The following is a 13,237-nucleotide window of genomic DNA, read 5'->3' on the forward strand; positions in this document are numbered from 1 at the left end:
TGCTTAGGCCACTTCAACCATCTGAGCAGGTGGCCTAGGCAGCAGCGCGGCCGGTTATTTGGCTTTCGACATGGAGAAGGGAGCGGCAGCGGGCTTAGTGCCGCGGTTCTTGTTGGGCGTAGCACTCATGGTAAAATCAAGGGTGGCGCCCTGAAGCAGCTCGTCGTGGCTGAGGTAGTTCTTGTCGTAGGCCTGTCCGTTCATCGTCAGCTGGTTCACGTAGCGGTTTTCGCTGGAGTTGTTGCTGGCGTTCAGAACAATGTCCTTGCCCGAGGGGAGGTGCAAGGTAGCCTTGGGAAAGAGCGGGGCGCCCAGCACATACTGGTCGGTGCCGGGGCAAACGGGGTAGAAGCCCAAGGCCGAGAAAACATACCACGCCGAGGTCTGGCCGTTGTCTTCGTCGCCGCAGTAGCCATCAGACGTGGGCAGGTACAGGCGGTTAAGCACCTCGCGCACCCAATACTGCGTTTTCCAGGGCTGCCCGGCGTAATTGTAGAGGTAGGGCATGTGCTGAATGGGCTGGTTGCCGTGGGCGTAGTTGCCCATGTTGGCAATCTGCATCTCCCGAATCTCGTGGATTACCTGCCCGTAGTAGGAGTCGTCGAAGATGGGGGGGAGGGTAAAGACGGTATCAAGCTGGGCTACAAACTTCTCCTTGCCGCCCATGAGGTTGATAAGGCCCTGCACGTCATGAAACACCGACCAAGTGTAGTGCCAGCTGTTGCCCTCAGTGAAGGCGTCGCCCCACTTAAATGGGTTGAAGGGCTTCTGGAAGGTACCATTCTGGTTTTTGCCCCGCATCAGGCCCGTTTCCTTGTCAAAAAGGTTGCGGTAATTCTGGCTGCGTTTGGCGTACAGCTCGATTTCCTTTTTCGGCCGCTTCAGGGCCTTGGCCAGCTGGTAAATCGTGAAGTCGTCGTAAGCGTACTCTAGGGTACGGGCTGCGTTTTCGTTGATCTTCACATCATAAGGCACGTAGCCCAGCTTGTTGTAGTAGGCCACCCCGGCGCGGCCCACGGCTTCCAGTGGGCCCGCATTGTTGGCGCCGTGAGTCAGGGCTTCGTACAGCACGTTCATGTCCTGCCCGCGGATTCCTTTCAGGTAGGCATCGGCCACCACTGAGGCGGAATTGTTGCCCACCATCACGTTACGCAACCCGGGGCTGCCCCACTCCGGTAGCCAGCCACTCTCCTTATAGTCGTTAGCTAGGCCCTGCTGAATTTCTGCGTTTACGTCGGGGTAGAGCAGATTCAGGAAGGGAAACAGTGCCCGGAACGTATCCCAGAAGCCTGTGTCGGTATACATATAACCGGGCAGCACTTCCCCATTAAACGGGCTGTAGTGCATCACCTTGCCCGTAGCATCAAGCTCATACAGCTTGCGCGGGAACAGTAACGAGCGGTACAGGCAGGAGTAAAACGTGCGGCGCTGGTCGGGCGTACCGCCTTCAATATCAATGCGGCCCAGGGCCTTGTTCCAGGCCACGCGCCCCTGCTGGCGAATAGCATCAAAGTTGTTGGTGCCGATTTCGCGCAGATTCAGCTCGGCCTGCTCGGGGCTAATAAACGACGATGCCACCCGGGCATTCACCTGCTCACCCTTGCGCGTTTTAAACCCGACTACGGCCCCCGCGTGGTTGGCCGTTATTTCTAGAACTCCGTTCGCCAGCTTTTTATCCTGGTAAAGAGCGGTGCTGGTGAAGTCGTGGTCAAACTCCAGCACGAAGAAATTCTTAAAGTTCTTGGGCACGCCGCCACTGTTGCGGGTGGTGTACCCAATAATCTTGCGTTGCTCGGGCAACACTTTCACGTAAGAGCCTTTGTCGAGCGCGTCAAGCACCACGTAGGCGCTATCGGTTTTGGGGAAAGTAAAGCGGAAGCGGGCGGCCCGCTCAGTGGGGGCAATTTCCGTTACCACGTCGTGGTCGGCCAGGTATACCCGGTAATAGTTGGGTTCGGCTACCTCCGCCTTGTGCGAAAACCAACTGGCCCGCTCATCCTCGTCAAATACCCGCTTCCCGGTGATGGGCATGAGAGCAAACTGCCCGTAGTCGTTCATCCAGGGGGAGGGCTGGTGAGTCTGCTTAAAGCCTCGTAGCTTGTCGGCAGAGTACTGGTAGCCCCAGCCGTTGCCCATTTTGCCGGTTTGCGGCATCCAGAAGTTCATGCCCCAGGGGAGAGCCACGGCAGGGTACGTATTGCCGTTGGAGAGGCTGGGCTTTGAGTCGGTACCCATCAGCGGGTTTACCCACTGCACAGGGTCTTTATCAGTGGGGGCTGTTTGAGCGGGAGCTACGTGAGACACCAGCAGCGCAAAGGCTGCCAACGTGGAAAGACGTGTGAACATTCGATCGGGAAAGGTGGAAGGGTGCGGAGTAAGCAACCTTAAGGCAACGGGTTAGGAGGTGGAAATATGCAGCGAAAAGATGGAGACTTATCTTGACAAACCAATGCTTGCTTAAACATTTTAGCAGAATTAATTCTGCATTTTCCTCCCTGCTGTAGCACCCGAGAGGCCTAGCCTTAAAGATCAGGGAAGGGTTATGGCGTACCCGTCCTCCGCCGTTGGCAGTACTAACCCTCGCCTACGAAACCTTACATCATATAGTAACAGCGGTCTTACTTCTGGCCCATAAGGTAAGGTTTGGTGCCAACGGCTCCCAGTAGTCGGGGTGTTACTGGGGCTGCACGTTGAGCTAGCCGCATGCACACTGGGTCAAAGCTGCGTTCTTAGGGTGAAAGGCCGGAAACCATTACATTGAGCCGGTGCGCTAATAGGGCAGCTACCCGCTTTTCAATCCTGGAAAACAAAGACGCTTGGAAAGCAATTAATCTGCACCGCACTGCAGTATACTTACATCCAACTAAGCCATCTACCTAACCACTATGTCTTCCTCATCCACGCTTTTTGTGCACCACGTATTGTTTTACACTCCAGCTACTAGCAGCGAGGCTGACAAAGCCCAACTGTTGGAGGGGTTGCAGAAGCTGGCCACCATTCCCGTAATCAAGATGGCGCATATTGGCACGCCAGCCTCTACCACCCGCGACGTGATTGAGCGAACCTATACCTACTCCTGGTTATGCCTGTTTGAAGACGCGGCCGCCGAAGAACAGTACCAGCAGCACCCCATCCACGACGAGTTCCGGAATCAGTATGCTCGTTATTGGGAAAAAGTAGTCATCTACGACTCAATAGGTTCGGCCGCAAATTAACCCACGCTCAGTCGTCGGCAGGGTGAGTAAAGCGGTGACCTATCCTTGCCAGTAACTCCTATCAGAAACGGAGATGCTGGCTGATGAACGGGTTACGTACCCATTCATCAGCCAGCATCTCCGTACGTATAGTGTGTCTTAATACGCTAAGCGCACTGGCCGGGGCGGGCGCGCGTCCGTTACGACCGAACCCGCAGGGCGGGCCGCACGGGCTCCAGTCCGGCTACGGCGCTGCTTCGCCGAGCCCAGGCGAGCTTGGTGGCCTGCGTGGCGCGCGGCGTGTTGAGGGGCACCAGCACTACAGAGCCTAGCGCCACGTGCGTTTGGCGGGCATGAAACGCAACCTGGGGGTTTACCGCCTGGTACCCCAACACCGTCGTGCGGAATTTGTACTGGCCTAGGGGCAGGTTGCTGGCCCGAAAATGACCCTTGGCATCCGTTTCAACTGACTTTATAAAGCAATTGTCGGAAGCCCGCAGCAGCACCACATTGGCGTGCGGAATTGGCTCCTGGGTTTGACCATCAAAGAGGCGGCCGCTGAGCGAGCCCCGCTGCCCCGATTGGGCCTGAGCGGGTAATACGCTTACCGAAAGGAGAAGAGAAAGGCCCAACAGGGTGCAGGAGGCAACGGAAGTTTTCATAATAGTGTAGGAATGGAAGGACAAAGGCGTGGCCATCTCCGGCGCTCAAGTGGCACCCGCAGCAGGAACCGGACATCTCCGGTGATGGTCAGGAAGTGAAGTTGGAGTCGAGCCCAGGGCAGCGGGCTAGGCCACTAGCTACTGCGTGGGGCGGGCCCCACCGCTAGGGTGGAGGCCGGGGAGGAGAGGGCCGTGCTAGGCCACTCTATTCGAATTATTATGAGGCCAGTCTGGAAGCAGGCCTGAGGCCGCAGAGGGCCAGATATAACGGGATAGATACGCTAATGATAACAGGCGGCTGCTACTAGCGCACGGCGTAGAGGCGCTGGGTGTGGCGGTTCAGGGCCACCATGTGCGTAGAAACCACGCAGTTAGTGCTCAGGCGCTGCACTTGCTGGAGGGTGGTGCCCAGCATCTTGGAAATCCGACGATGAGCGGCGAGGCTCTTGCTAGGGTCGAGGTACACCCCGTTCAGCTGCTCTTCATACAGGAGTTCATGCTGATCATTGTAAAAGCGAACGGTAGAACGGTCGCGGATCTGCGAGTCAGTAACGATAGTCCAGTAGCCGGTTTTGGCGATAATGGGGCTTTCAGTGTACACCACCGGATCGGCCTTGGCCAGGGTGGTAGCGCAAACCAGGAACAGGCACACAGCACTTAGGCGGGAAAGCAGGGAAGTTTTCATGTTTTTTGAAGAAAAAAATACGGACAAAGGGATACCAGCCGACCTGCCCGCACCCGCAGGCAAACCGTAAAACACAACTCGAAACGGAAGGGTAGAACCGCTGGCTTTGGCACGCTAGGCCTGTGCGCCACCAGTAGCTCAGGGCAGCACCGCGGCAACTGCGCGGAGCACGTTCGGCGGGCGGGTGGCCATGACTTATCCAAGGGAAAAAGTCGCCGCGGGCCGAAGCAGGAGCGGTAAACACCAGCAGAAGTAGCTACCTGTCTGCCGGAAGAACTGCAGCTATCTAGTAGATGAAAGCCGCAGGTAAATAGATGCTTGGGAGAGAAAAAATATTTTGAATAGCGGATAACATATGTTCTGCTTGTAAGCGGCGCAGCTCCGAGGTGCTGCTTCTGATGTGGACACCGCGTTTTTCGTCAAAAGTTACAGCGCCCTGAAATTTTTTTTTCGGGAGTGGCCTAGCACGGCTTAGCCGCCGAATCCGCCACCGCCGCCCTGGGACTGGCTCTCAATCTTCTTCGGGGGTTTGTTGGAGCCCAGGTACCAGGTGAAGCCCAGGTACCCTACCCGCGACTCCCACTTGTTATAGTAAGTAGCCCGGAAGCCCTCGGTGTAAGCCTCGGTGCGGTTGCGCTGGGTATTGAATACGTCGGACACGCGCAGGGTAACGGCGCCCCGATCGTTAAACAGGCGCTGGCGCATGGCCACATCCATGGAACCTACCGGCGAAATGCGCCCTTGCGCCGTAACGGCCGCAGCCCGGTAGTTGCCCGTCACCTGAATGTCAAGCTTGGGAGTGGGCGTAAAGGAGTTCATCAGGCGGGCAGTGCCCGATACTACCTTACGGTTGGCCTCATTGCCCGTGGCAGATGTAACCGTATTCTGGAACAACGAGCCGCTGGCTGTCAGGCGCCACCACTTAGCTAGGGGCTGGTTCAAAGAGACTTCTGCGCCATAGGTTGTGGCCTGGCCGAAATTGTCGCTGTACTGGGCCGTAACCACCGACCCAGCTCCGTAAAGGCGCGTAGCGGTAGAATCAACCCGTACCAGGCGCTGAATAGCATTGGTGGTCTGGCGGTAGAACAGCGTAGAAGTCAGCGAGGCCTGGCCCATGGTCATTTGGTGGCCTAGCTCAAAGGCATTGATGTACTCGGGGCGCAGGGTAGGGTCGCCGATGCGGTAAGAGCGCTGATCCTGGTAGAGGGGAAAGGCCAGCAACTGCATGAAATTGGGACGGTTCAGACGGCGAGAGTAGCTGGCCTGCAGCCGCTGGTCGGCGCCGGGTAGCTTGCGAGCCACCGTAGCCGAAGGGAACAGGTTCAGGTATTCCAGCGCGAAGGGGCCATTGCCCCCCTGCACTTGGCCGCTGGTGTTGGTATACTCAGCTCGTAGGCCACCCTGCATAGTCCAGTTGCCGGTTTCCTGCTGAAACGTAACGTAGCCCGCCTGAGTGTATTCTTTGAAATCGTAGGCGTACGAGCGGTCGGGGAGGCGGGTAACACCGGCGTTATCGGAGTTTTGGCGCAGAAAGTCGTCGGTGCCGTAGTTCTTTTGCCACTGGCCCTTGAGGCCCATATCAACCCGGGCTTTTTCTCCCAGCGGATGCACATAATCTACTTGGCCACCCACGGCATTCAGGTTAACTTGTAAGTCCTGGGTCCACTCTCGTAAGTCGGGGCTGCCCTCTGTGTTGCGTTGGGCCACTATTACATTGGCATCGAGGTAAGTGTGGTAGAGGTTGGCAGATAACTCTCGGCCTTTGTGCGAATCCCAGGTGCGGCGGTAGTCAATGGAGCTTTCCAGGTTATCTACGTTTTCCGCCACCCGAAACTGGCTGCCAATGCGGGCGTTCGTTGCCCCGCTAAGCGTAGCCAGCTGGATGCCCGTGTTACCTGAACGGTTACGGTTAGGCTCCACTGTAACCGTAATAGTTTGGTTGGCAGGCAAGGTGTAGTCGAAACCCAACCGGGCACTGTAGTTCTTATTGCGGCGCACGTTGGTACCCTGTTGGTAGGTCCGCAGTTCCTGGCCCTCTAGTAGCGCGTACTGGTCGTTCCACATGCGGGTGTGGTAGGTGTCATCGCGCAGGTCGGCGGAGCCAAACAGGTTGAGCTTGCCCATGCGGCGGTTCAGGCTCAGACTGGGGTTGTACTTGTCGCGGGTACCCAGGTTGAGCATGGCCTGGCCGTTCCAGCCATCCTTCTTCTGTTTTTTCAGAATGATGTTCAGCACCCCGCCCGCCCCGGCCGCATCGTACCGGGCCGAAGGGTTAGTGACTACTTCCACCCGCTCAATAGCGCTGGCAGGAATCTGCTCCAGGCGGTTGCCGCCCGCCCCACTGTTAGCTGAGTTGCTGGGCTTGCCGTCAATCAGAATGGTGATGTTGGAGCTACCGCGCATGCTCACGGTGCCATCGGCAGCTACCGTTACAGAAGGCACGTTTTGGAGCACGTTTACGGCCGTACCACCCACGCTGCTCAAATCTTTCTCTACGTTAATAACCTTCTTGTCAAGGCTTTCCTGCACCGCAGCCCGCTCGCCTTGAACTGTTACGCTGGCCAGCTGTGTGCTGGTAGAAGCCAGCTTCAGGGTGCCGAGCCGCAGAGCCGGCGCAGCTGGGGTGAGGGAAACAGTGCGCCGTAAGCCCTGGTATCCAACGGCCGTGGCCTTAAGGATATAAGACCCCAGCCCAAGCTTCTCCAGCGAAAAGGTGCCGTTTTCCGCCGATTCGGCCCCGGCAACAAACGTTGAGTCCTGAGCGCGCAGCACTACTACGTTGGCAAACGGCACGGGCTGGCTGTTCGCCTGATCGAGGAGGGTGCCCTGTACGGAGCCGGTGGGTTGTTGCTGTGCAGCGGCGGCCAACGGAAAGAGCATAGCGAGGAACCCCAGGCCCTGAAGGGTCCGGCTGGAAGGTAGATAGGAAGTCATCAGAAAGAGAGAATAGTGGAAGTTTCAGGCAAGAGGGAGCCGTGTCCGGTGGCCGCGGTTCCGCCGGATGCTCATTGCAGGAAATCAAGCTGTAGGTAAAGGGCAGGTAGTCTGCCCAGCTAGCACCCCGTGCTGCCTATAGTAAGGTGGTATACATCACACTGGCTTAGGCGGCTCCGGCATCCGTTTGATGCCGGGAAGGGTGGGGCGTTGGTCGGGGCCCGGTGCAGAGCGAGCCAGGACCAACGCCAGAATTCAACCAATCACTGAGACAAATATAAGTGAAGGTACTATGTAACGCAAGGTACCTTGAACATTTATTTCTGTGTAAGTTGAAAAAGCCCGAAATCATGGGGTAAATGCTAGAAACGCAAGGGGAATAGTAGGAGCGGAAGTCTAGCCAACAATGCCGCTAGTATATGAGCGCCTGCAGTACGCACTTTTACTAGGCTAGATGAGGACAGGTATGCAACCGTTGCCTGACTAACCCAAAAAAATATGGGCCTTACTAAGTAATGGATAAGCAGTGAGCGAGACCTTTTTTATCGACTTGCCCGTCATTGATCGGCAAAACGCTGTCGTTGGTCGAAAAAATATTCTGCATGCCGCTTACCTCGAGGCTGCTGCCTTGAATTTGATAAGTCTAGTTGGCCAGCAAAAAACTTCAACTTTCAAGGGGATTATAGGTAAAATTATAATTTTATATCGGTAAAATTATCTATCAACTTGCATGCAATGGCCCGAAATATGCTCAATAGGGCGTAAGTAGCTACTAAGCCATGAAGTAGCCGCCGAACATTATTTTTCAAAAAAATGGCACCTTTGAGAAAGGATTGCGCTTAAGAGCCCATCCTCACGCGGTTTGAGCACTGTGCAGGCGAGTACGGTGGCTGATGTAGGAATATTGCAATTACAAGTTTCTTCAGAAAGATCAGCCTATCTGGCTGAGTAAGCTCCCCATTTCTGACACCTCATCAGTTGGTATGTAGGTTTCAGCGCAGGAGATGGTTTTTCAAGTAGAGCCATCTTCTTCCTCGGACGATTGATTCTTCCCGTTCTTTCAATTCCCCCTCTGTTGTGTCTCTCACAGTAGAACCTCAAGCCTATTTACAGGCTCCCACCACCAGCACCCCTTGTGCTGGCGCTTCCGAAGCTACCAACACGGCTGTGCACCTGGCGCCGCCCGTTGCTTCGCAGCCCCGTACTTCATACGCTAACATTGTTCTTCCCGGCGACTTTCCTGACCCCACCATCGCCCAGATCGGCGACACGTACTGGGCCAGCGCAACTTCGGCTGAGTGGGGCCCGGTGTTTCCGCTGTTCAAGTCAACCAATCTGGTTGATTGGGAGCTGGTAAGCCACGTATTCCCCACCGCCGAGTCGCTGCCCGAGTGGGCCGGAACCAACTTCTGGGCTCCAGAGATTTTCCACGAAAACGGGAAGACCTACCTATACTATACTGCCCGGCAAAAGGGCAAAAAAGGGCGCTTAGCCATTGGAGTAGCCAGCGCCGATAGCCCCGAAGGCCCGTACACCGACCACGGCTTCTTGGTAGCCCAGCGCTACGGCTCCATCGATGGCTTCCCCATGCGCGATGAGCACGGCAAGCTGTACTTGGTGTGGAAGGAAGATGGCAACGCCTTCAAAAAGCCTACACCCATCTATGCCCAGCGTATCAATGACACGCACACGGCTCTGGTTGGCAAAAAGGTAGAACTGTTCCGCAACGACCCCACTTCCTGGGAGGGCTGCTTGGTAGAAGGCTCGGCCATCATCCGGCACGAGGAGTATTTCTACATGTTCTACGCTGGCAATGGCTGCTGCGGTAAGTGCTGCACCTACGCCACCGGGGTAGCCCGTGCCAAGAGCCTGCTAGGCCCCTGGGAGAAATGCCCGCAGAACCCGGTGCTCAAGAAAAACGCCACCTGGAAATGCCCCGGTCACGGTACCGTAGCCCAGTATGAGGGCCGTTGGCTCTTGCTGCACCACGCTTATTACAACCAGAGCCACGAGTTTGTGGGCCGTCAGGGCATCCTCAGCGAGTTCACTTTCAACGAGGAAGGCTGGCCGGAGTTTGAGGGCAACAGCCCCCAGGCTGCTCCGCTCAAAGATGTGAGCGTGCTCAACATCACGGAGAACTTTGAAGGCAACACGCTGGCGGGCAGCTGGCAGTGGCCCATTGGCCGTCAGCCGGAAGTAGGCGTGAGTGACGGGCAGCTGCTGCTGACGGCCGAGGCTACTGGCCTAGGCGCTATTGTAGCACAGCGCACCTTCACAGCCACTTATAAGGCTACTACCTCATTGGCTGCCTCGTCTTTGGAGCCGGGCACCTTCGCGGGTCTCTGCGCCATCGGTGACCCTGACAACGCGCTGGCCCTGGTAACCGGCGACAACTCCCTGCAGGTGTGGCACGTGAAAGGTGGCCAGCATCAGACTCTGTCTAAGATAGACCTCCCGAATTGCCAGACGCTGAACTTGCGCCTCGAAGCGTGGGGAGGACAGCGTTTCCGCTTCACCTATAATATCGATGGCTCGGCGTGGCAGCCAGTCGTGCTGGATAGCTTTGCCCTCAACGGCGAGTACCTCCCCCCATGGGACCGGGGAGTGCGGGTAGGCCTCTTGGCACAGGGCACGTCCTCAGCCATGGTAGCCTTTAACAATTTTACTATCCGCAACCAGCGCTAGGCCACTTCAAAGAAGCTAGCTCAGGGAGCAGCGCACACAGCCCCGGTAAGCATTTGCTTGCCGGGGCTGTGTCATTTACGGCTACCCTACTGACTTCATATTTTCGAACAGCCTGTCCATTTTCGGACATATTTAGATGAATAGTAGATGTGTTTTATGTGCATAAGTAGTTAAAAAATAACAAGTTATAGATATGGCATACTGCTTGGCTAGATGTATGGGAAACCCTATTCTTCCTGTACGAAAATGGACAGAGCTATACCTAATGCCACCCTTGTTCGCCGTCAGCGCCGCCGCTGGTTGCTGGGAGCCGGGGCCCTGCTTTTAGTTGCCGTAGGCCTGTTAGCCTTCCGGACCGTGCTTCAGCCTCGCTTGCAGAGCGGTTCTTTCCTGACGGCCACCGCGGAGCTGGGCGATGTAGAAGCCTCGCTTATGGCGGCGGGCGTTATAATTCCAGCCCACGAGGCGGTAATCACTAGTCCTATTCAGAGCACCATCCGGCGGGTAGCCGTAGCGGTGGGCAGCAAGGTGCAACCCGGGCAAACCATTCTGGAGCTGGATAAAGAGCTGACGAACACGGCGCTGGCCAAGCTGCAGGATGAGCAGCAGCAAAACCGCAATAAAAACGGCCAGCTGCAGCTCACGCTGGAAAAAGCCCTCAACGACCTCCGCTCCCAAGAGCAAGTGCAGCAAGTGAAAGTGCGGAGCCTGCAGTCGGCGCTGCGCGATGAGCAGTACCTGCTGAAGATCGGGGGCGGCACTTCCGAGAGCGTGCGTCAAGCCGAGCTAAACCTGAAAGTAGCGCAACTGGAGTTGCAGCGTTTGGGCGAGCAAATCCGCAACCAGCGGGCCGCCAACGCCGCCGATGTGCGGGAGCTAGGCTTCACCATGCAGATTCAGGACCGCAGCATTGCTGAGCTGGCTGGCAAGCTCGCGCAGGCCAACATCAGCAGCCAGCAGCCCGGCGTGCTCACCTGGGTGAAAGACGACTTAGGCACCACCGTGCAGGCCGGCGACGCCCTCGCCCGTGTAGCCGACCTCAGCCACTTCCGAGTGCGCGCCACCATCTCCGATACCTACGCCGATGCCCTGCACCCCGGCGACCCGGTCGTGGTTCGCATCAACGGCACCGATTTGCGCGGCACCATCAGCACGGTGAGCCCAGCCGTGGAAAAGGGAGTAGTTACATTTTATGCGGCGCTAGGCCAGGACAATCACCCCGCGCTACGCTCCAATCTGCGGGCCGATGTATTTGTGGTGACCAAAGCCCTGCACAAGGTGGTGCGTGTGAAAAACGGGCCTTTCTACCAGGGGGGCCAAGAGCAGCCTGTGTTTGTGGTGCAGGGGGGCAAAGCCGTACGCCGAACGGTCCAGTTCGGTGACAGCAACTTCGACTACGTGCAGGTAATCAGTGGCCTAGCGCCCGGTGAAGAGGTCATCGTGTCGGATATGAAGGACCACGTGGATACGCCGGAACTCACCATTTCTAATTAAGCCAACCAGCCACTCAATCAATACATCTTCCTACCATTTATTTCTACTCATCATGCTGTATCTCCGCAACTTATCCGCCGCAGTAATTCTATCTGGCTCCTTGTTACACGGCGCAATGGCTCAAACCCAAGCACCTAGGTTCGCTTCTTACCAGCAGTTCAATGACTCCCTGATTGCCCAATACAACCGCAATGATTTTGCAGCATCGGAGGCGTATAGGAGCGCAGCACTGTGGCAATTGGAGCCAGCCGGAAGCATGACCAAGTACCTGGCGGGCTTGAAGGAAAAAACCGGCCGGATTGTAGCCACTGTTGCGCTAAAAGAACAAGGCAAGCGCCACGAGTTTGAGTGGAAAGGCGAGAAGCAGAACCTGCGGGTAGCGTTGATTTCGTCAACGCCGGGTGTCCTTGATGATTATACCATTTCAGACTTCATTGCGCAGCCCAACCAACGTACGGCCCCGGCCCTAACCGACAACCGACTGCAAACCTCCTTGGATGCGGCCGTGCACCGCGCTGCTACGCTTTACATGCAGCATCCGGATGTGGCGGGTCTTTCTATTGGTGTGTATCAGCAAGGCAAAATGTCCTTCTACAACTACGGTGAAGTAGAAAAGGGCTCTAGGAAGCTGCCCACTGCCAACACTTTTTACGACATGGGTTCCGTGGCAAAAACCTTTGTTGGGACGCTGTTGGCTCAAGCCGTGCTAGACAAGAAGCTGCGGCTGAATGATGATATCCGGCAGTACTTACCGGGGCAGTACCCTAACCTGTCCTACGAAGGTCAGCCCATTCGAGTAGTAGACCTAGCTAACCATACCTCCGGCATGCCCGGCACAGCCCAGGTGTATAGCCCAGCCCGAAAGGAATGGCAAAACAACCTGAGCCTGGTGGAAAGAACGGCTTACTACAACAAGTATTCCGCCGACAGCCTGCTGCACGACATGCACGCTTTCCAGCTGGCTACGCGGCCGGGCACTATATACCGCTACAGCGGTACGGCCATGCTGGTGCTCCAACTGATTCTGGAGCGCGTGTACCAGCAGCCCTACGAGCAGCTCGTGACAAAGTATGTGCAGAAGCGCTTTGGCATGTCTGACACTAAGCGCGTGCTTTCGGCCGCTGAGCACCAGCGCTATGCCACGGGCTATGATAGCCGCCAGAAACCCCAGCAGCACCCTAACTACACCGGCTATTGGGGTGGGCCAAACCTCAGCTCAACGGCCGCTGACCTGCTTAAATACGCCGCAGCCAACCTCAAAGAGCAAGAGCCCGCTGTACGCCTCGCGCATCAGCGGACCAGCGGCCCTGAGTCAGCAGTAGGCATGGGGCTGGGCTGGATGCTTGATACCGACGGTAACGGCCAACAGCGCATTTCCCATAACGGCCAGTCTATTGGCTTCAACACGCGCTTTGTGCTGTACCCCGAGCAGGACTTGGGCATTGTGCTGCTGGTGAATGAAAACATCAGCCAGAGCCGCCTGACTGAGATGGAACAGTTCCTGAAGCAAGAGCTACCCGCGCGGGCTCAACTAAAGTAGGTGCGCACAGTGCGCTAGGCCACTCCCCCTTTCGATACGTGTT

General features: G+C 56.6%; 8 protein-coding genes. 4 read left to right on the top strand and 4 right to left on the bottom strand.

Features of this window, described 5'->3' with window-relative positions; all coding sequences use genetic code 11:
* Positions 1-54: 54 nt before the first annotated feature.
* Positions 55-2,346: a GH92 family glycosyl hydrolase gene (locus tag EU556_RS13625; RefSeq protein ID WP_135434636.1), complete on the bottom strand. Its 2,292-nt coding sequence runs from the start codon at positions 2,344-2,346 to the stop codon at positions 55-57.
* Between the two features lie 539 nt (positions 2,347-2,885).
* Here EU556_RS13625 and EU556_RS13630 point away from each other — a divergent pair.
* Entirely contained in the window at positions 2,886-3,215 is a 330-nt protein-coding gene (locus EU556_RS13630) for a Dabb family protein (protein ID WP_135434637.1), read from the top strand.
* Between the two features lie 179 nt (positions 3,216-3,394).
* On the opposite strand, the gene EU556_RS13635 is transcribed toward EU556_RS13630, so the two are convergent.
* The 3 genes from EU556_RS13635 to EU556_RS13645 all read right to left on the bottom strand — a co-directional run bounded on the left by EU556_RS13635 (position 3,395) and on the right by EU556_RS13645 (position 7,475).
* Positions 3,395-3,856, bottom strand: a complete 462-nt coding sequence (locus EU556_RS13635) for a carboxypeptidase regulatory-like domain-containing protein (RefSeq protein ID WP_167855573.1) — start codon at positions 3,854-3,856, stop codon at positions 3,395-3,397.
* Positions 3,857-4,160: 304 nt separating this feature from the next.
* Positions 4,161-4,541: a hypothetical protein gene (locus EU556_RS13640; protein ID WP_135434639.1), complete on the bottom strand. Its 381-nt coding sequence runs from the start codon at positions 4,539-4,541 to the stop codon at positions 4,161-4,163.
* 471 nt (positions 4,542-5,012) lie between these two features.
* Complete coding sequence (locus EU556_RS13645; RefSeq protein ID WP_135434640.1) at positions 5,013-7,475, bottom strand: outer membrane beta-barrel family protein; 2,463 nt, start codon at positions 7,473-7,475, stop codon at positions 5,013-5,015.
* A 1,077-nt stretch (positions 7,476-8,552) separates the two neighbouring features.
* On the opposite strand from EU556_RS13645, the gene EU556_RS13650 reads away from it, so the two are divergent.
* From EU556_RS13650 to EU556_RS13660, 3 genes are all read left to right on the top strand, one after another.
* Entirely contained in the window at positions 8,553-10,160 is a 1,608-nt protein-coding gene (locus EU556_RS13650) for a family 43 glycosylhydrolase (RefSeq protein ID WP_245327645.1), read from the top strand.
* 246 nt (positions 10,161-10,406) lie between these two features.
* Positions 10,407-11,654, top strand: a complete 1,248-nt coding sequence (locus tag EU556_RS13655; RefSeq protein ID WP_135434641.1) for an efflux RND transporter periplasmic adaptor subunit — start codon at positions 10,407-10,409, stop codon at positions 11,652-11,654.
* Positions 11,655-11,706: 52 nt separating this feature from the next.
* Complete coding sequence (locus tag EU556_RS13660; protein WP_135434642.1) at positions 11,707-13,194, top strand: serine hydrolase domain-containing protein; 1,488 nt, start codon at positions 11,707-11,709, stop codon at positions 13,192-13,194.
* Positions 13,195-13,237 lie beyond the last annotated feature (43 nt).

The organism is Hymenobacter fodinae (assembly GCF_004745825.1).
Classification (GTDB): Bacteria; Bacteroidota; Bacteroidia; order Cytophagales; family Hymenobacteraceae; genus Hymenobacter; species Hymenobacter fodinae.